This window comes from Nonomuraea sp. NPDC003709 (genome assembly GCF_040610775.1).
Lineage (GTDB): Bacteria > Actinomycetota > Actinomycetes > Streptosporangiales > Streptosporangiaceae > Nonomuraea > Nonomuraea angiospora_A.
In genome coordinates, this window is sequence record NZ_JBEXMW010000022.1 from 105,875 (window position 1) to 123,137 (window position 17,263).

The following is a 17,263-nucleotide window of genomic DNA, read 5'->3' on the forward strand; positions in this document are numbered from 1 at the left end:
GTCGGGGCTCAGGTGGGGATGTACAACCAGGACTTCGAGGGCCCTGGCTCGTACGTCGAGTCGAGGCGTTTGGCCACGATCCCGGGCAGGCCCTGTTCGCGGGCGGCCTGACGGACCGGGCCCGCCTCGCCAGGCCACGACGGAGCGGTCTGCCAGTGCGCTCCCGCCAGCTCCAGCGCGTCCAGCGCCGTCCGCCGCTCCGCGTAAGGCTGGTCGACCAGGGAGCGGCCGTCGTCGTACAGCAGGTCGTAGAAGACCAGGATCTCGGCGCCCCCGAGCGTGGCCACCTCCCCGTCCAGCATCGCCGTGCGGCTGCCGAACGACTCCGCGAGCCCCCGCAACCACGGGTGCTCCCGCGCGGCCGTCGTGCGCCCGCCCTCGATGGGGACGAGCAGGCGGCGGCCGCCCCACGCGAACTCGAAGGCGTAGGCCGAGACGTCCTTCGGGGGCTTGGCGCGTTCGGTCGGGAGCATGGGTTCGGGTGGCGGGAACGGGTCGCGGGCCCGGGCGTCCATGCGGTGGATCATCCAGCTCTGGCCTCGGGTCCGGAACAGGACGAACCTCCCCGAAGCCCGCTCTCCGTGCAGGACGAACTTGACCTCGCGATCCGACCATTTCTCCGTCTCGTACGTGCCGGTGTCCCAGACGGTCATCGTGCCGCCGCCGTACTCGCCCTTGGGGATCTCGCCGTGGAACGTGAGGTACTCCATCGGGTGGTCCTCGGTGTGCACGGCGAGGTGGTTGGTGCCGGGGTCGGCGGGCAGGCCCTTGGGGACGGCCCAGGACACGAGGACGCCGTCGCGTTCGAGCCGCAGGTCCCAGTGGAGGGACCGGGCGTGGTGCTCCTGGATGACGAACGCGTTGCCGTCCTCGGAGGAGGACGGCGACGGGGGGATGGGCTCGGGGGTGCGGCTGGCGTCGCGTTTGCTCCGGTATCGCTCCAGTTTGTCGGCCACGACAGGGGTACTACCCGCCCGTACTCTCCCGGACCACCAGCGGGGTACGGCGGACGGACCCCGCGCCGGTCAAGGTCATGCCGACCGAGCGCGACCGGGCACGCCGAGCACCGCGCAGGATGGCGCGCTGTGCCGGGCCGCCGGGCTGGGGTCCCCAGGTGGCCGTGCGGGGTTGCGTGAGGGCTGGGGTTGCCGGGCGGTTGTGCCGTGCCGGGCTCCGTTGTGGCGCGGGCCGTTGTGCTGGGCTCCGTGGTGCTGCGTGCGGGTGGGGGTGGGTTCAGGGGGAGTGCTGGAGGTTCTGTGTGCCGATGACCTTGAGGAGGCGCAGTGCCTCGTACGACGGCGATCCCGGCGCCGCGGTGTAGAGGACGATCCACTGGTCGCCCTCGGGCACGTGCAGCGTCTCGCAGTCGAGCTCCAGCCACCCCACCGCCGGATGGTTGATCCGCTTGCGCGCGGACCTGCGGACCGTGACGTCGTGTCCCGCCCACAGCTCCGCGAACTCGGCGCTGCCGGCCAGCAGCCGGTCGATCAGCCGGCGGATGCCGGGGTCGTCCGGGTAGCGGGCGGCGGCGGCGCGCAGGTCGGCCACCGACTCCCGGGCGAACCGCCACGCGCCCTCGGGGTCGTGGCGGTCCCGGGCCCGAGGATCGGTGAAGTAGCGCCAGATGAGGTTGCGTTCGCCGGGCGGGAGCACGGAGAAGTCCGTGAGGAGCGCGGCGGCGAGGGGGTTCCAGGCCAGCACGTCGTACTTGGCGTCCGACACGAGCGCCGGGGTGTCGTCCAGCCGGTCGAGCAGGTGCAGGACGCCGGGCCTGACGTCCTGTGACGGGCCGGGAGGCGGTCCGGGCGGCTCGCCGGCCAGGTAGTACAGGTGGGAACGCTCGTCGTCCGTCAGCCGCAGCGCCCTGGCGATCGCGCCGAGCATCTGGCGCGACGGGCGAGGTCCGCGGGCCTGTTCCAGGCGGGCGTAGTAGTCGACGGACATCCCGGCCAGCCGGGCGACCTCCTCGCGCCGCAGCCCGGGTGTGCGGCGGCGCTTGCCGCCTTCCAGGCCCACGTCGGACGGCCGCACCAGTTCGCGGCGGCTGCGCAGGAAGCCCGCCAGGCCGGCCCTGTTGATCCGGTCCATGACCTCAGGATGCCTGGTCCGCGCCGCCGTAACCAGGGACCGTCAATCCGGGCCTCAGCGGTTCTCTCCCGTTCGTACGCGGCCCCGCTCAGCCTTGAGGGCATGAACATCGCACTCATCACCGGTGCCAACAAAGGCATCGGGTACGCCACCGCCCGCGTACTGGCCAAGTCCGGATATGTCGTCCTGGTTGGGGCCCGGGACCCCGAGCGTGGCAGGAAGGCCGCCGAGATGTTGGCGGGGGAAGGGCTGGACGCCCGGTTCGTACGCCTGGACGTCACCGACCCGGACACCGTGGAGGCGGCCGCCGCTCTCGTCGAGCGCGAGTTCGGCCACCTGGACCTGCTCATCAACAACGCCGCGATCAGCCGCGACCACGAGCGCACGCCGAGCCGGCTCCCGGTCGCCGCCCTGCGCGAGGTCTACGAGACGAACGTGATCGGCGTCGTCGCCGTGACCAACGCCATGCTCCCGCTCCTGCGCAGGTCGGAGGCCGGCCGAGTGGTGAACGTCTCCAGCGGCCTGGGCACGTTCGCGTTCCTGGCCGACGAGGAGTCCGAGTGGCGCCAGTACGCGACCCTGCTCGGCTACAACTCCTCCAAGGCCGCGCTGAACGCCGTCACCCTGATCTACGCCGAGGAGCTGCGCGACACGCCGATCAAGGTCTACGCGGTCGCGCCCGGCTTCTGCGCCACCGACCTCAACGGCTTCATCGGGACGCTGACCGCTGACGAGGGTGGCGAGCACGTGGCCCGCCAGGCCACCCTGCCCGACGTCCCGACCGGCGTCTTCCTCAGCGAGCAGGGCGGCACCAACCCCTGGTAGCGGGGTCAGTCGAGATCGAGCGCCTTGCGCAGCCACGACTCCACGCCCGCCACGTGCACGGTCGCCCAGGACCGGGCCACGTCGGCCTGGCGGGCGGCGATGGCCTCGTAGATCGCGGTGTGCTGCTCCCGCGTCTTCTGCATCGCCCCCTCCTGGGTGAGCCCGCGCCAGATCCTGGCCCGAGTGGTCGGACCTGACAGGCTCTCGATGAACGAGCAGAGCACGCTGTTCCCGGAACCCCGCGCGATCCGCTGGTGGAACTGGAGGTCGTTGGCCACCAGCTCCTCGACCGTCGGCTCCGCGGGCAGGGACTCCAGGATCACGCGGAGTTCCTCGACGTCGGCGTCGGTCATCAGCTCGGTCGCCATCGCGGTCGCGGCCGGCTCCAGGATGCGCCTGACCTCGAAGAACTGGATCACCGTGTCGTCGCGGTGCAGGTCGAGCACGAACGACATGGTGTCCAGCAGCAGCCGCGGCTCCAAACTGGTCACGTACGTGCCGTCGCCCTGACGTACGTCGAGCACGTTGATCAGGGACAGGGCGCGCACGGCCTCGCGCAACGAGTTGCGCGACAGGCCGAGCCGCTCGGCGAGGTCGGCCTCCTTGGGCAGCCGGTCGCCGGGGGCCAGCTCGCCCGAGAGGATCATCTGTTTGATCTTGTCGATGGCCGCGTCGGTGACCGCCACGCTTCGCTCCCTAGACATCGGATGTCTAGGAGTCTAGAGCCTGGAAGCGGACGGGATCGACACCGGGGACCCGGCGAACTTCGCCCCTGGCCTCCAGAGCGCGCAGATGCGCCGCGGCCTCCCCCGCCGCCATGCCTTTCAGCATCGGGGACAGGTCGTCCCAGGGCCTGTTCCACGTCATCATCGCGGCGACCTCCCAGATGGTCAGCGGTTCCGGCCGCTGGGCCAGGAGGGCGCGCAGCCGTACGAGCTTCTCATCGTGATGGTGGCGGATCTGGACGGCTCGCGCGGCCACATCAGGAAATATCCATTCGTGTGCGGGCAACGCATCCAGGGGCCCCAGGTCGGCGACCCGGTCCAAGGAGTCCAGGAAATCGCCCAACGGATCGACATCGTCCCGGTCATACGGATAAATCCCGACGTGGGGGGTGATGTCGGGGAGGACGTGGTCGCCGGTGAACAGCCGGTCGGCATCCTCCAGATGCAGGCAGATGTGCCCCGGGGTGTGGCCGGGCGTGTGGACGGCCCGGAGCTTGCGGCCGGGCAGGTCCACCAGGTCCCCGTCACGTAACCGGCGGTCGGGCAGCGCCGGCGGGGTCGGGCGGCTCACCGCCTGCCGCGCCTCGCCCGGATCGGCCCCGGCCCGCCGGAGCATGTCGGACTGGAAGCTCTCGTGCTCCTCGGCCGCATAGTCGTGCATGAGCCTGACCAGCGCCGCGTCGTCCTCGTGCATCGCGATCCACGCGCCGGACACGTCCTTGACCTGCCCCGCGAGCCCGGCGTGGTCGGGATGGAAATGGGTGACGACCACCCCGCTCACCGTGCTCACGTCGATCCCGACCGCGGCGAGGCCGCCGCTGAGCGCGTCCCAGGCGTCCGGATGGTTCCATCCGGCGTCGACCAGCACCGGCCCCTTGGGGGACTCGAGGGCGTAGACGAGCGTGTAGCCGAGCGGGTTGCCCGGGATCGGCACCGGCACGCTCCACACCCCGCCGCCGACATCCTGCGGCCGCTGCTCCGCGTACGGCCTGCGTCTGCTCTTCATGCGCCCCCCGATCGGGTAATGAGTGTCACCGGCCGAGCCCTCAGCCGGCCCGCTCGAGAATGGTGGCCGTGGCCAGCGCCCCGCCGGCGCACATCGTGACCAGCGCGGTCGCCGAGTCCGACCGCTCCAGCTCGTGCAGCGCCGTGGTGATCAGCCGCGCGCCCGTGGCGCCGACCGGATGGCCGAGCGCGATCGCGCCGCCGTTGACATTGACGCGGTCGAAGTCGGGCTCGTGCACGCCCGCCCATGACAGCACCACCGATGCGAACGCCTCATTCACCTCGAACCTGTCGATGTCGCCGATCGTCATCCCGGCCGCCGCCAGCACCTTGGCCGTCGCCTCCACGGGCCCGTCCAGGTGATAGTACGGCTCCGCGCCGACGAGCGCCTGCGCCAGGATCCGCGCCCTGGGCCGCAGCCCGTGCCTGGCGGCCGCCTCCTCGCTCATCACCAGCACCGCCGCGGCGCCGTCGGAGATCTGCGACGAGGTGCCCGCGGTGTGGAGGGCGCCCTCGGCGACGGGCTTGAGGTTGGCCAGGGTCTCGACCGTGGTCTCGCGTAAGCCCTGGTCCCTGCGTACGTCCCCGACGGGCACGATCTCGCGCTCGAACCGCCCGTCGGCCCACGCCTTGGCCGCCAGTCGCTGGGAGCGCGCCCCGAGCCAGTCGAGCCGCTCCCGCGTCAGCCCGCGCCGCCGCGCGATCCGCTCGGCCGCGGTGAACTGGTCGGGCAGGTCGATGCTCCAGTCGTCCGGCTTGGCCGTGGCGGGCCGCACGTTGCTGCCGAGGGGCGCCCGGCTCATCACCTCGACACCGCAGCCGACGCCGGCCTCGATCACGCCCGCGCGCACCAGGGCCGCGGCGAGGTGCACCGCCTGCTGCGACGACCCGCACTGCGCGTCCACCGTCGTCACCCCGGTCCGGTACGGCAGCCCGGCATAGAGCCACGAGTAGCGCCCGACGTGCCCGCCCTGCTCGCCCGCCTGGGTCACGCATCCGGCGAACACCTGCTCGACGGCCGCCGGGTCGAGCCCCGACCGCTCGACGAGGCCGTTCAGCGCGGTAGCCAGAACCTGTTGCGGTTTGTACCCGGCCAGCCAGCCGGCTCGCTTGCCGATGGGAGTGCGTACGGCCTCGACGATCACAGGTGTGCCCACAGTCGCCTCCAGAACGTTGCTCTGGCGAGACTGTAACGCGTTCTACTTTGTCGTGGAACCCTCCAGCGTCGACGGCAGCCCGAACGTCTCGAACAGGCTCTCCTCGAAGAACATGCCGACGTGCCGGATCTGCCCCCCGGCGAACGTCACCACCATGATCGCGAACTGCCCGTAGACGCCGTTCTCGCGGTAGTACACCGCGAACGCCGGCTGCCCGTTGGCGGCGATCGGGACCAGCTTGAGGTCGCCGGGGCGCTCGGCCGGGCACTGCGTCCTGGTGAGCTCCATGATCGCCTCGGGCCCCTGGTACCAGCCGACGAACGGCGGCATCTCCCAGACCGCGTCCTTGGTGAACAGGTGCACCAGGCTGTCGACGTCATAGTTCTCGAACGCCGCGACATAGCGGTCGAGCTGGGCCCGCTGCTCGGCCGACAGCGGCTCGACCGGGTCGTCGAGGCTCGGCTGCACCTCGTTGAGCTGGGCGCGGGCCCGCTGGAGGATGCTGTTGACGGCCGCGGTGGACGTCTCCAGCGCCTCGGCCACCTCGGCGGCCTTCCACCTGAGCACGTCACGCAGCACCAGCACGGCCCGCTGCCGCGGCGGCAGGTGCTGCAGCGCGGCGATCAGGGCGAGCCTGATGCTCTCGCGGCCGGCCACGATCGTGGCGGGATCGTCGCCGCCGACGCCTGTCAGGGCGTCGGGCACGGGCTCCAGCCACGGCACCTCGTGGTCCGACACCAGGGGAGCGGTCGGCTCGGTGCTGGGGGCACCGAGACCGGTGGGCAGCGGCCGCCTGCTCCGGCTGTCGAGCGCGGTCAGGCAGGCGCTGGTGGCGATGCGATAGAGCCACGTGCGCAACGAGGAGCGCCCCTCGAAGCCCTCATAGGCCCGCCACGCGCGCAGATACGTCTCCTGGACGAGGTCCTCGGCGTCGTGCACCGAGCCCATCATCCGGTAGCAGTGCGCCAGCAGCTCGCGCCGCATCGGGTCAGCCTGTTGGAGGAACTCCTCGTTCGTCGGCTTGTCGGTCATACCTCCCTTGTATAGACGTTGCCACTGACATTTGACCGCACGGCCGGTCGATTAAGGGAAACCTTTTACGGGCCCAAAGAAATGACCATGAATGCGGTCAGTGGGAGACGGTGAGCACGATCTTGCCGGTGACCCGGTTCGTCTCGCCGAGCTCGTGCGCCTTGGCCGCCTCCGCCAGCGGCAGGGCGGCGGCGATCTCCGCGCGCAGCCTGCCCGCCTCGACCAGGGCCGCGAGCGCGCGCATCGCGGCGTGGTCGGGCTCCACCAGCATGGCCTCCGAGCGGATGCCCAGCTCGGCGGCCTGCCGGTGCAGGTCGGGGTCGAGCTCCCGGAGAACCAGCGAGACGATCGTGCCGCCCTTGCGCAGGGTGCGCAGCGACCGCGGCCCGTAGTCGCCGCCGATGGTCTCGAGCACCACGTCCACGTCCCGCACGACCTCGGCGAAGTCCTCGTCCCGGTAGTCGATCAGCTCGTCGGCGCCCAGACCGCGCAGGAACTCGTGCTTGGCCGCGCTGGCCGTCCCGATCACGTACGCGCCGCGCGCCTTGGCGATCTGCACCGCCAGGTGCCCCACCCCGCCCGCGGCGGCGTGAACGAGCACGCGCTGACCGCCCTTCAGCCCGGCGACGTCCACGAGCGCCTGGTACGCGGTCAGCCCCGCGAGCGGGATCCCGGCCGCCTGGACGTGGTCGACGGCGGCGGGCTTGCGCACGAAGTGGCGGGACGGCGCGGTGACGTACTCGGCGAAGGCGCCGTGCGCGTCCGGATACTTGAGCATGCCGAACACCTCGTCGCCCGGCTTGTAGAGCGCCTGCCCGACGCCCGACTCCTCGACCACGCCCGAGACGTCGTAACCGAGCACGAACGGCAGCTTGTCCCGCAGGAAGCCGCCGCCCGCGCGGGTCTTCCAGTCGGTCGGGTTCAGCCCGGCCGCCTCCACCCGCACCAGCACCTCGGTCGGGCCGGGGACGGGCCGCTCGACCTCAACCGTCTTCAGAACCTCAGGGCCGCCCAGGACGTCCTGGCTGATCGCTTTCATCTTCATGAGACCCAGCCTGCTGGTTCCGGGACCGGGCCCGCGAGTGGCCCAAAGGTCATGATGTGTAAAAATCGGGCCATGCATCGCGTTGCTGTCCTCGCTGTGGACGGGGTCATCCCGTTCGAGCTGAGCGTGCCGTCCAGGATCTTCCGCGCCGCGCAGGGGTCCGGCGGCGAGCCGCTCTACGACGTGGTCACCTGCACGGTCGACGGCCGTCCCGTCGCCACGGCCGCCGACTACTCCATCGCCGTCGAGCACGACGCGAGCGTGCTGGCGAGCGCCGACACGGTGGTGGTGCCCGCCGCGGAGTGGTTCGCCGGGCTCACGGGCGCGGACTCGATGCCCGCCGGGCTGGCCGCGGCGCTGGCCCGGATCCGCCCCGGCACCCGGATCGTCTCCATCTGCATCGGCACGTACGTGCTGGCGGCGGCCGGGCTGCTCGACGGCCGTCCGGCTACCACGCACTGGCGGGACGCCGAGCGGTTCGCCGCCGCGTTCCCGAAGGTGCGGCTGGACGCGGACGTGCTGTTCGTGGACGACGGCGACGTGCTCACCTCGGCCGGCGCCGCGGCCGGGGTGGACCTCTGCCTCCACCTCGTCCGCCGCGACCACGGCAGCCGGGTCGCCAACCAGGTGGCCAGGGCCTGCGTGGTGCCGCCGTGGCGGGACGGGGGCCAGGCGCAGTACGTCGAGCACCCGGTGCCCGAGCCGTCCAGCGTCGGCACCGCCCCCACCCGGGCCTGGGCGATGACCCGGCTGGGCACGCCGCTGCGGCTGGACGACCTGGCCGATCACGCGGGGATGAGCAGGCGCACGTTCACCCGGCATTTCCGGCAGGAGGTGGGGCTGAGCCCGGGGCAGTGGCTGACGCAGCAGCGGATCGCGCTGGCCAGGCAGCTGCTGGAGAGCACCGACCTGCCGGTGGACCGCGTCGCGGACCGCGCCGGCTTCGGGACGGCGGCCTCGTTCAGGCAGCACCTGCAGGCGGCGGTGGGGGTCTCGCCGCACGCGTATCGGCGCACGTTCCACATGAGGTAGCCGGCCCACCGGACACCACTTGGACGGCCCACTGTGCGCGCCGTTACGGCGGCACGCCACTGAAGGGTCAGCGGCCGTTTCCTGGAGGGGCTCTGCTCATGGTCGCGCTCGCACGGGGCTCCGCTGGTCACGCAAGCTGCCGCTCTCCGCCCCAGGCTCGCCGCTCCGTCAACCGAAGTGCGGCGGGTGGCCTGCCCGTGCGCAGCCGTAACGTATGGGTTTGCTCTTCTGCCGAAGTGCGGCGGGCGACGGGTCAGATGTCGGTGAGAAGTCGTGCGGCGGCGGTTTCGATGCGGCGCTGGATCTGGTCGTAGGTGCGGCGGCCGCGGAGCATCTCGAGGAGCTCCTGCACCCACACGCTGGCCAGCGACCCCGCGAGGTCGGCCTGCTCCTCGGTGGCGTCCTCGAGGGTCAGGCCGTCGGCCGAGACCCGCAGCAGCAGCCCCGTGATGCGCTCCCCGAACGGCGTCTGCACCTCGGCCATGATCAACGAGCGGATGAGCGCGTCGGCCAGCTCCGGCTCGCGCATCAGCCCCCGGGTCGCCCGCATCAGCACGTCCACCGCGCGGCTCGACGGGGTGGTGGCCCCGGGCGGACGCCGCTCGATGCTGCTCTCGAGGAGGTCGATCTCCTCGCCCACCACCGCCACCACCAGGTCCATCTTGGACGGGAAGTAGCGATAGAGCGTGCCAAGCGCCACGCCCGCGCGCTCGGCCACCGTGCGCATCTGCATGGCTTCGACCCCGCCGCGCGAGGCCAGCGCGGCGGCGGCCTGGACGATGCGCTTGCGGCGTTGGTGCTGGCTACGCGTACGGACGCTGTGCGTGCCCGGCGTGGGGTGGCTCTCCATGGTCCCCTCGGTGTCGCTGGAGGGCGCGGCGTGCGTGGTACGCATAAGAACACGTTATCTGATTTCTCGATGACGTGGCTTGTTACTCGCGGGTCACAAAGAAGCCCTATAGCCCCATGTCTGTGGCGTTACAGCCGTATGTCGCGACTTATCAGGATAGGTGGGCACTGGACAGATATTAGAATCTGTTCTAGTTTGCGATTCGGCTGACCGAGCGCTTGGTGGAGACTCCGGATGGCGGCGAACACGCTGGCGGCCCTGCTCCGTGCACGGGCCGACGACGATCGACCTGGGCTGATGTTCGAGGACACGACGTGGTCATGGCGCGAGCACGTGGCTGCCTGCCGCGCCGCCGGGGCCTGGCTGTCCGGGCGCGGCGCGGGGTTGCACGTGGGGGTGCTCAGCGAGAACGTTCCAGGGCTGGTGTTCCTCGTGGGCGGGGCGGCGCTGTCCGGGCACGTGGTCGTCGCGCTGAACCCGACGCGCTCGGTCGACGAGCTGATCCGCGACGCCCGCGCCACGGACGTGGACCTGATCCTGGCGGACACCCCCTACGCGGGGCTGGCCGGGCCGCTGTCCGAGGCGCTGGGGGTGGAGGTGCTGCCCCTGCCGGACGCCTCGTCGTCTCCCACGGACGCCGCGTTCGGCGAGGATGCCGCGCCCGAGGATCTCGTGATGCTGATCTTCACCTCGGGCACCTCCGGCCGCCCGCGCGCCGTGCGGATCACGCAGCGCAAGATGGCCGTCCCCGGGTTGAGCCTGGGGGCGCTGCTCACGCCGTCCGACGTCGTGTACTGCTCGATGCCGCTGTTCCACTCCGGCGCGCTGATGGCGGCCTACGCCCCGGCCGTGGTGTCGGGGGCGGCGCTGGCGCTGCGGCGGCGGTTCTCGGCGTCGGGGCTGCTGCCCGACATCAGACGGTACGGCGGCACGTACCTGCACTACGTGGGCAAAGCGCTCTCCTACGTCCTGGCCACTCCCGAGCGCTCCGACGACGCCGACAACCCGCTCAGGATCGCGTTCGGGAACGAGGGCAGCGCGGTGGCGACGAGGAGGTTCGGGGAGCGGTTCGGGTGCCGGGTGATCGACGCCTTCGGCTCCACGGAGACGGCCATCTCGCTCACCCCCGACCCGTCCGGGCCGCCGGGATGCCTGGGGCGGCTGCCCGAGGGCATCCTGATCCTCGACCCCTTCACCGGCCGTCCCTGCCCGCCGGGCCGCATCGAGGACGGCCGCCTGCTCAACCCGGACGAGGCCGTCGGCGAACTGGTCAACGTGCGCGGGCTGGGGCTGTTCGACGGCTACTACAACGACCCCGAGGCGGACGCCGAGCGGATCAGGGACGGCGCGTTCTGGTCGGGCGACCTGGCGTACGCGGACGGGGACGGCTACGTGTTCTTCGCGGGCCGTGGCACCGAACGCCTGCGCGTGGACGGCGAGAACCTGGCGGTCGCGCCCATCGAGGCGGCGCTGAGGGAGTTCGCGGGGGTGGTCGAGGCGGCCGTCTACCCGGTGCCCGACCCGGCGGCGGGCGACCAGGTCATGGCGGCGCTGGTGCTGGAGGGGGCCTTCGACCCGGGGGCGTTCACGGCGTTCCTGGCGGCGCGCCGCGATCTGGGCACCAAGTCCTTACCCCGATATATCCGCCTTTCTGATCACTTACCCCAGACGCCCTCCCACAAGGTCATCAAGCGGGTCCTCGCCCGCGAGGGCTGGCGTACCGCAGACCCGGTCTGGTTGCGGTCGGGCTCCGGGCTCCGGCCGCTGACCGACTCGGACGTCAAGGGGATCGAGGAGGAGTTCGTACGGCACGGCAGGCAACACCTCTTGGAGACGTGAATGGACTTCAACCTGGACGAAACCCAGCAGGACCTGCGGAAGCTGGCGGCCGAGGTGCTCGCCAGGGAAGGGGACGAGGAGCGGCTGCGGCAGGCCGGGCTCATGAGCGTGTGCGTGCCGGAGGAGGCCGGGGGAGCCGGGCTCGGGCCCGTGGAGATGGCCGTGGTGCTGCGGGAGGTGGGAGCGCGGGCGGCGCCGGTGCCCGCACTGCCCGCGCTGGTGAGCACGCTGACCCTGGCCCGCTATGGCACCCTTGACCAGCAACGCCGCGAGAACGGGATGACCCTCGCGCTCCGCGAGCCCGGCAGAGCGCCGGCCGACCCGCCTTCGACGGCCGCCTGGGCCGTGGACGGCGGCTGGACGCTGACCGGGCGCAAGGTCTCGGTGCCGTACCCCGGCGACATGGTGCTCGTCACCGCCGACGAGGGCCTGTTCCTGGTGGAGTCGCCGGCCACGACCCCCGAGTACACCTCCACCGGCGAGCCCGCCGCCACGATCGTGCTCGACGGAACTCCGGCCGAGCGGGTCGCGGGGACCGACGGGGTCACCGGGGCCCGGCGGCTGTTCATGGCGGCCGTGGCGGCCCAGGCGAGCGGCGTGCTGGCGGGCGCGCTGGAGCTGACCACCGAGTACATCAGGACGAGGAAGCAGTTCGGCCGGGCGCTGGCCGAGTTCCAGGCCGTGACCATGCAGATCGCGGACGTCTACATCGCCGCGCGGGCCCTGGACGTGGCCATGTGGTCGGCGGTCTGGCGCCTGGCCGAGGATCTGCCGGCCGACGAGGACCTGGCGCTGGCCGCGTACCACGTCAGCGAGGCCTGGAAGGCCCTCTACACCTGCCAGCACCTGCACGGCGGCCTCGGGCTGGACGTCACGTACCCGCTGCACCGCTATTTCGCGCAGGCCAAGCACCTGTCCCACCTGCTCGGCGGCGCCGACGCCCAGCTCGACCTGATCGGAGCGCTCCTCTGATGCTGATCGACCTGACCCCAGCCCAGCGCGCCCTGCGCGACGAGCTGCGCGAGTACTTCCAGGGCTGTCTCACCGACGAGGACCGCAGGAAGATCGCGGAAGATCCGTTCGGCGGGGCGTACATGGAGCACTGCCGCCGCCTCGGCCGCGACGGCAAGCTCGGCCTCGGCTGGCCCAAGGAGTACGGGGGAGGCGGCTACGGCCCCCTGGAGCAGCAGATCTTCGCCAACGAGATAGCCAGGGCGGGCGTTCCGTACCCGATCATCACGGTGCAGACCGTGGGGCCCACGCTCATGCAGTACGGCACCCAGGAGCAGAAGGACCTCTTCCTGCCCCGCATCCTCGCCGGCGAGTGCCATTTCGCCATCGGCTACAGCGAGCCCGAGGCCGGCACCGACCTGGCCTCCCTGCGCACCACGGCGGTGCTCGACGGCGACCACTACGTCGTCAACGGCCAGAAGGTCTTCACCAGCGGCGCGCACTACGCCCAGTACATCTGGCTGGCCGCCCGCACGAACCCCGAGGCCAAGAAGCACAAGGGCATCACCATGATGATCGCCTCCACGGACGACCCCGGCTTCTCCTGGACGCCGATCGTCACCATGGACGGCCGCCACCACACGAACGCGACCTACTACAGCGACGTACGCGTGCCCGTGGACATGGTGGTCGGCGAGGTGGACCGGGGCTGGGACCTGATCGTCAACCAGCTCAACCACGAACGCGTCACCCTCGGCCCGGCCGGGAACCTCGGCCAGACCTACGACCGCTTCCTCGCCTGGGCCCGCCGCACCGGGGTGGCGGACAATCCGGACGTTCGGCGGGCACTGGCCAGGGTGTGGGGCTTCTTCCGCACCAACGAGCTCCTGAACTGGCAGGTCGCCGCGAACATGGACCTCGGCTGGCTCGGCGCCCCCGACGCGTCGGCCACCAAGATCTACGGCTCCGAGCGCATGCAGGAGGTCGGCAGGATCGTCGGCGACATCCTGGCCAGGTACGGGGACCCGTCGGATCCGGAGACGGCCGAGCTGCTCGAACGTACCGATCATGGGGTGAAGGGTGCGGTGGTGCTGACGTTCGGCGGCGGGGTGAACGAGGTGCAGCGGGAGCTGATCGCCATGCTCGGCCTGAACCTGCCGAGGCCGCCGCGATGACCCCTCCCCTGAGTGACGAGGAGCTGCACGAGCTCGCGGGCAAGCAGGCGGCGCTGGGCGAGGTGCGCGGGACCCCGGCGCAGGACCCGGTGAACGGCCCCATGATCCGGCACTGGCTGGACGCCATGGGCGACGAGAACCCGGCGTACCTGGAGAATGGGGTCGCCCCGCCCGCGATGGCCCAGGTGTGGACGATGCCGGGGGTGCGCCGGTCGGCGAAGGACCGTTCGGCGGTGGACGACATGATGGCCGCGCTCGACGCGAGCGGCTACACGGGCGTGGTGGCGACGAACTGCGAGCAGACCTACCACCGGTACGCGCGGGTCGGCGAGCGGCTCACCCCGGCCACGCGGTTCTCGGACCTGGCCGGGCCCAAGCGGACGGCGCTGGGGGTGGGCTTCTTCGCCACCTGGAAGGTCACCTGGTACGGCGAGGACGATGAGCCGGTCGCCGCAATGCTCTTCCGAGTCCTGAAATTTCGCCCACGCACCAAGCCGGCTCCCGCCGCCGACCGGCCGGCGTACCCGCTCCAACCGGCGATCAACCAGGACACCGCGTTCTTCTGGGAAGGCGTACGGGAAAGGGAGCTGCGCATCCAGACCTGCGCCGACTGCGGCCACCACCGCCACCCGCCCGGCCCTCTATGCCCGCAATGCCGCTCGGCCAACAGCTCCCACCTGGTCGCGAGCGGTCACGGAACCCTCTACAGCTACGTCGTGCACCACCACCCGCCGGTGCCGGGCCGGGAGACGCCGTTCGTCGTCGGCGTGGTGGAGCTGGCCGAGGGGGTACGGATCGTCGGCAACGTCGTGGACTGTCCGATCGAGGAGGTGGCCGTCGGCATGCCGTTGCGGGTGACGTACCGGTCGATGGACGACCAGCTCGTCCTGCCGATGTGGGCGCCTTCGAAGGAGGACGCGTGATGCGTACCGAGATGGGGTCCGCGCTGCCGGAGCTGGCCATCGACCTCACCCCCACCTTCGTCGTCTCCACGGCGCTGGCCACCATGGACTTCACGCCGGTGCACCACGACGTCGACAAGGCCCGCGCCCAGGGTTCGAAGGACATCTTCCTCAACATCCTGACCACCATGGGTCTGGTCGAGCGGTACGTCACCGACTGGGCCGGGCCCGAGGCCGTCATCGAGCGGGTCGCCGTCAAGCTGGGCGTCCCGGCGTACGCGGGGGACCGGCTGTGCTTCAACGGGACGGTCGTGTCGCGCGAGGAGGGCCGGTTGACGGTCGAGGTACGCGGCAAGGTGAGCCTGGGCGACCACGCCACCGGGACCGTCACCTTCGCCCTGGCCGAGGAGGGAAAGCCGTGTTGAGCGGGCGTACTGCCGTCGCGGGCATCGGTGCCACCGAGTTCAGCAAGAAGTCGGGGCGTTCGGAGCTGCGGCTGGCAGCGGAGGCCGTACTGGCGGCGCTGGACGACGCCGGGCTCTCACCCGGCGACGTGGACGGCATGGTGACCTACACCCAGGACTCCAACCAGGAGATCGCCGTCGCCAGGGAGGCGGGGATCGGGGACCTGACGTTCTTCTCACGGGTCGAGTACGGCGGCGGCGCGGCCTGCGGGACCGTGGCGCACGCCGCCATGGCCGTGGCCACGGGGATGGCGCGGACGGTCGTCTGCTACCGCGCCTTCAACGAGCGCTCCGGCCGCCGCTTCGGCCAGCCGAACAGCCGCCTGACCGGCGAGCCCACCTCCCAGGGGCTGGAGATGAGCTGGCACGTGCCGTACGGGCTGATGACACCGGCGGCCTGGGTGGCGATGTTCGCCCGCCGGTACATGCACACGTACGGCGCGACCTCGGAGGACTTCGGCCGGGTGGCGGTGGCCATGCGCCGCCACGCCGCCACCAACCCCGCCGCCTGGTTCTACCGGCGCCCCATCACGTTGGAGGAGCACCAGGCGTCCAGGTGGATCGTCGAGCCACTGCACCTGCTCGACTGCTGCCAGGAGAGCGACGGCGGCGTGGCCCTGGTGGTCACCTCGGCCGAACGCGCCCGTGACCTCCGCAGATCACCCGCCCTGATCACGGCCGCGGCCCAGGGCGCGGGATCGGGCCAGATGATGATGACCAGCTACTACCGCGACGACATGACCGGCCTCCCTGAGATCGCCGTGGTAGCCCGCCAGCTCTGGGACATGTCCGGCTTATCGCCAAAAGACATCCAGACCGCAATCCTGTACGACCACTTCACCCCGTTCGTCCTGGCCCAACTGGAAGAGCTCGGCTTCTGCGCCCGAGGCGAGGCCCCTGACTTCCTCCGGGACGGCACGATCGAACTGGACGGCCGCCTGCCCGTGAACCCCCACGGAGGGCAACTGGGGGAGGCCTACATCCACGGCATGAACGGCATCGCGGAAGCCGTCCGCCAGATCCGAGGCACAGCCGCCAACCAACTCCCAGCTGTCCGAAACGTCCTGGTAACCGCGGGAACCGGCGTACCCACCAGCGGCCTGATCCTCTCCTCCGACTCATAGGCGTGTAGGTGGGCCGGGGCTCACCCACCCCTTGCCCTACTGGGTGGTCAGCCTGCTGGACCCCGCCCCGAGCACAAAGGTCTTCGCGGGGAGGCGCTTCGCGCCGAAGGGCTCAGGCGCTCTTATTCGGGCGCCTGGCGGCGCAACCCCCGCGCCTTCGGCGCTGTCGCCCACCCGTGGCCCGGTTACCGGTCTGGCCTGCTGGAGCCCACCCGAAACCCCTGCTCGCTCCGCTCGCCGGTCACCCCACCCGTTGACCGGCGAAGTGGTGGGCCGATTGACGCTCACCCCGACCGACGTACCGCGGGCCATGCCGTTGACCCGACTTCAAAAGCACGGTGGCATACCCTCGACCTGGAAGGAAGACCAGGCGCGCTTCCGAAATTCCGGATGCGGTGGCGTGGACCGGATCAGGCGGAACGGGCTGATCACAGGTGCCGCCCACGATCAGCACGAGCACGCTGATCTCGCCGAGCCGCCTGGTCACATACCAGGACCGGGCCGTGGCGAGAAAGATTTCCAGCCGACCTGTCGATTTCATGACTCGCCGTTCGTCTTACTGCGCGACCAACCTGGTAGCGACGAGGAGGAAACGATGAAGTACGTCATGCTGATCTTTCAGGGCGCCGCGCTCGAGGGACAGGCCACGTTGCCCGAGGAGGAGCGGAAGCAGGTCTACGCCGACTACCAAGGGATCAATCAGACGCCGGGTGTCACCCCCGGGGTGCCGATGGGCCTGCCCGAGAACGCGACCACCGTGCGGGTCGAAGGCGGCAGGACCCTGACGACGGACGGCCCGTTCGTCGGGATGAAGGAGGCCCTAGGCGGTTGGTTCATCCTCGAGGCGGACAACCTCGACGCGGCCATCGAGCTGGCCGCCCGTCACCCTGCGGCACGCTACGGTGGCGCCATCGAGATCCGCCCCTCAGAGGTGTATTGGTCGAAGGAAACCCCCTGACAATGGACGGCCCGTTCGCCGCGATGAAGAAGGCGTTCATCCTCGAGGCCGACGGCCTCGACACGGCCATCGAGATCCACCCCTTGGACGT

The 17,263-nt window shown here is 71.0% G+C and carries 18 protein-coding genes; 9 read left to right on the top strand and 9 right to left on the bottom strand.

The window, feature by feature from the left end:
* Positions 1-8: 8 nt before the first annotated feature.
* Together ABZX61_RS48095 and ABZX61_RS48100 are read right to left on the bottom strand one after the other, a co-directional pair.
* Positions 9-956 carry a DNA polymerase ligase N-terminal domain-containing protein gene (locus ABZX61_RS48095; RefSeq protein WP_355205246.1) on the bottom strand — a complete coding sequence of 316 codons (948 nt, stop codon included), beginning with the start codon at positions 954-956 and terminating at the stop codon, positions 9-11.
* 277 nt (positions 957-1,233) lie between these two features.
* Positions 1,234-2,088 carry a helix-turn-helix transcriptional regulator gene (locus ABZX61_RS48100; RefSeq protein WP_355205248.1) on the bottom strand — a complete coding sequence of 285 codons (855 nt, stop codon included), beginning with the start codon at positions 2,086-2,088 and terminating at the stop codon, positions 1,234-1,236.
* A gap of 102 nt (positions 2,089-2,190) precedes the next feature.
* Here ABZX61_RS48100 and ABZX61_RS48105 point away from each other — a divergent pair, with 102 nt between their 5' ends.
* Positions 2,191-2,913 carry an SDR family oxidoreductase gene (locus tag ABZX61_RS48105; RefSeq protein WP_355205250.1) on the top strand — a complete coding sequence of 241 codons (723 nt, stop codon included), beginning with the start codon at positions 2,191-2,193 and terminating at the stop codon, positions 2,911-2,913.
* A 5-nt stretch (positions 2,914-2,918) separates the two neighbouring features.
* Here ABZX61_RS48105 and ABZX61_RS48110 read toward each other — a convergent pair whose 3' ends face one another.
* The 5 genes from ABZX61_RS48110 to ABZX61_RS48130 all read right to left on the bottom strand — a co-directional run bounded on the left by ABZX61_RS48110 (position 2,919) and on the right by ABZX61_RS48130 (position 7,871).
* Positions 2,919-3,599, bottom strand: a complete 681-nt coding sequence (locus ABZX61_RS48110) for a FadR/GntR family transcriptional regulator (protein WP_185068291.1) — start codon at positions 3,597-3,599, stop codon at positions 2,919-2,921.
* A gap of 25 nt (positions 3,600-3,624) precedes the next feature.
* Positions 3,625-4,644 carry an MBL fold metallo-hydrolase gene (locus ABZX61_RS48115; protein ID WP_355205252.1) on the bottom strand — a complete coding sequence of 340 codons (1,020 nt, stop codon included), beginning with the start codon at positions 4,642-4,644 and terminating at the stop codon, positions 3,625-3,627.
* Between the two features lie 40 nt (positions 4,645-4,684).
* Positions 4,685-5,800 (bottom strand): steroid 3-ketoacyl-CoA thiolase, encoded by a 1,116-nt coding sequence (locus tag ABZX61_RS48120; protein WP_350729407.1) that lies wholly within the window; start codon positions 5,798-5,800, stop codon positions 4,685-4,687.
* A gap of 42 nt (positions 5,801-5,842) precedes the next feature.
* On the bottom strand, positions 5,843-6,832 hold the full coding sequence (locus ABZX61_RS48125; RefSeq protein WP_355205255.1) for a sigma-70 family RNA polymerase sigma factor: 990 nt from the start codon (positions 6,830-6,832) through the stop codon (positions 5,843-5,845).
* Positions 6,833-6,929: 97 nt separating this feature from the next.
* The gene (locus ABZX61_RS48130; RefSeq protein WP_355205526.1) at positions 6,930-7,871 is read right to left on the bottom strand and encodes an NADP-dependent oxidoreductase; all 942 of its coding nucleotides are present in this window, start codon (positions 7,869-7,871) and stop codon (positions 6,930-6,932) included.
* A gap of 78 nt (positions 7,872-7,949) precedes the next feature.
* Here ABZX61_RS48130 and ABZX61_RS48135 point away from each other — a divergent pair, with 78 nt between their 5' ends.
* Positions 7,950-8,909, top strand: coding sequence for a helix-turn-helix domain-containing protein (locus tag ABZX61_RS48135; RefSeq protein ID WP_355205258.1), 960 nt, complete (start codon positions 7,950-7,952; stop codon positions 8,907-8,909).
* Positions 8,910-9,162: 253 nt separating this feature from the next.
* Here the strand turns inward: ABZX61_RS48135 and ABZX61_RS48140 are convergent, their stop codons facing one another.
* A complete protein-coding gene (locus tag ABZX61_RS48140) occupies positions 9,163-9,759 on the bottom strand; it encodes a TetR family transcriptional regulator (protein WP_355205529.1) in 597 nt (198 codons plus the stop codon).
* Positions 9,760-9,993: 234 nt separating this feature from the next.
* Between ABZX61_RS48140 and ABZX61_RS48145 the strand changes: the two genes are divergently transcribed.
* From ABZX61_RS48145 to ABZX61_RS48170, 6 genes are read left to right on the top strand one after another with little or no spacing between them, the layout of a single operon-like run.
* Positions 9,994-11,598, top strand: coding sequence for an AMP-binding protein (locus tag ABZX61_RS48145; RefSeq protein ID WP_355205261.1), 1,605 nt, complete (start codon positions 9,994-9,996; stop codon positions 11,596-11,598).
* On the top strand, positions 11,599-12,570 hold the full coding sequence (locus ABZX61_RS48150; protein WP_355205264.1) for an acyl-CoA dehydrogenase family protein: 972 nt from the start codon (positions 11,599-11,601) through the stop codon (positions 12,568-12,570).
* Entirely contained in the window at positions 12,570-13,724 is a 1,155-nt protein-coding gene (locus ABZX61_RS48155) for an acyl-CoA dehydrogenase family protein (protein ID WP_350729416.1), read from the top strand. Before ABZX61_RS48150 ends, ABZX61_RS48155 begins: the two co-directional genes overlap by 1 nt.
* Positions 13,721-14,647, top strand: coding sequence for a bifunctional MaoC family dehydratase N-terminal/OB-fold nucleic acid binding domain-containing protein (locus tag ABZX61_RS48160; RefSeq protein ID WP_355205268.1), 927 nt, complete (start codon positions 13,721-13,723; stop codon positions 14,645-14,647). Before ABZX61_RS48155 ends, ABZX61_RS48160 begins: the two co-directional genes overlap by 4 nt.
* Positions 14,647-15,051 carry a MaoC family dehydratase gene (locus ABZX61_RS48165; protein WP_350729803.1) on the top strand — a complete coding sequence of 135 codons (405 nt, stop codon included), beginning with the start codon at positions 14,647-14,649 and terminating at the stop codon, positions 15,049-15,051. Before ABZX61_RS48160 ends, ABZX61_RS48165 begins: the two co-directional genes overlap by 1 nt.
* Positions 15,048-16,214 carry a lipid-transfer protein gene (locus tag ABZX61_RS48170; protein ID WP_355205271.1) on the top strand — a complete coding sequence of 389 codons (1,167 nt, stop codon included), beginning with the start codon at positions 15,048-15,050 and terminating at the stop codon, positions 16,212-16,214. The genes ABZX61_RS48165 and ABZX61_RS48170 overlap by 4 nt, the downstream gene beginning before the upstream one ends.
* Positions 16,215-16,455: 241 nt before the next feature.
* On the opposite strand, the gene ABZX61_RS48175 is transcribed toward ABZX61_RS48170, so the two are convergent.
* Positions 16,456-16,755, bottom strand: coding sequence for a hypothetical protein (locus ABZX61_RS48175; RefSeq protein ID WP_355205274.1), 300 nt, complete (start codon positions 16,753-16,755; stop codon positions 16,456-16,458).
* Positions 16,756-16,809: 54 nt separating this feature from the next.
* Here ABZX61_RS48175 and ABZX61_RS48180 point away from each other — a divergent pair, with 54 nt between their 5' ends.
* Positions 16,810-17,172 (top strand): YciI family protein, encoded by a 363-nt coding sequence (locus ABZX61_RS48180; RefSeq protein ID WP_355205276.1) that lies wholly within the window; start codon positions 16,810-16,812, stop codon positions 17,170-17,172.
* Positions 17,173-17,263: the final 91 nt, after the last annotated feature.

What these genes read in the sequence shown, in the direction of transcription:
- ABZX61_RS48160 (WP_355205268.1), top strand. Translation starts at nt 13,721, where the DNA reads ATGACCCCTCCCCTGAGTGACGAGGAGCTGCACGAGCTCGCGGGCAAG.
- ABZX61_RS48100 (WP_355205248.1), bottom strand. Translation starts at nt 2,088, where the DNA reads ATGGACCGGATCAACAGGGCCGGCCTGGCGGGCTTCCTGCGCAGCCGC.
- ABZX61_RS48140 (WP_355205529.1), bottom strand. Translation starts at nt 9,759, where the DNA reads ATGGAGAGCCACCCCACGCCGGGCACGCACAGCGTCCGTACGCGTAGC.
- ABZX61_RS48115 (WP_355205252.1), bottom strand. Translation starts at nt 4,644, where the DNA reads ATGAAGAGCAGACGCAGGCCGTACGCGGAGCAGCGGCCGCAGGATGTC.
- ABZX61_RS48165 (WP_350729803.1), top strand. Translation starts at nt 14,647, where the DNA reads ATGCGTACCGAGATGGGGTCCGCGCTGCCGGAGCTGGCCATCGACCTC.
- ABZX61_RS48175 (WP_355205274.1), bottom strand. Translation starts at nt 16,755, where the DNA reads ATGAAATCGACAGGTCGGCTGGAAATCTTTCTCGCCACGGCCCGGTCC.
- ABZX61_RS48155 (WP_350729416.1), top strand. Translation starts at nt 12,570, where the DNA reads ATGCTGATCGACCTGACCCCAGCCCAGCGCGCCCTGCGCGACGAGCTG.
- ABZX61_RS48145 (WP_355205261.1), top strand. Translation starts at nt 9,994, where the DNA reads ATGGCGGCGAACACGCTGGCGGCCCTGCTCCGTGCACGGGCCGACGAC.
- ABZX61_RS48150 (WP_355205264.1), top strand. Translation starts at nt 11,599, where the DNA reads ATGGACTTCAACCTGGACGAAACCCAGCAGGACCTGCGGAAGCTGGCG.
- ABZX61_RS48105 (WP_355205250.1), top strand. Translation starts at nt 2,191, where the DNA reads ATGAACATCGCACTCATCACCGGTGCCAACAAAGGCATCGGGTACGCC.
- ABZX61_RS48180 (WP_355205276.1), top strand. Translation starts at nt 16,810, where the DNA reads ATGAAGTACGTCATGCTGATCTTTCAGGGCGCCGCGCTCGAGGGACAG.
- ABZX61_RS48125 (WP_355205255.1), bottom strand. Translation starts at nt 6,832, where the DNA reads ATGACCGACAAGCCGACGAACGAGGAGTTCCTCCAACAGGCTGACCCG.
- ABZX61_RS48130 (WP_355205526.1), bottom strand. Translation starts at nt 7,871, where the DNA reads ATGAAAGCGATCAGCCAGGACGTCCTGGGCGGCCCTGAGGTTCTGAAG.
- ABZX61_RS48135 (WP_355205258.1), top strand. Translation starts at nt 7,950, where the DNA reads ATGCATCGCGTTGCTGTCCTCGCTGTGGACGGGGTCATCCCGTTCGAG.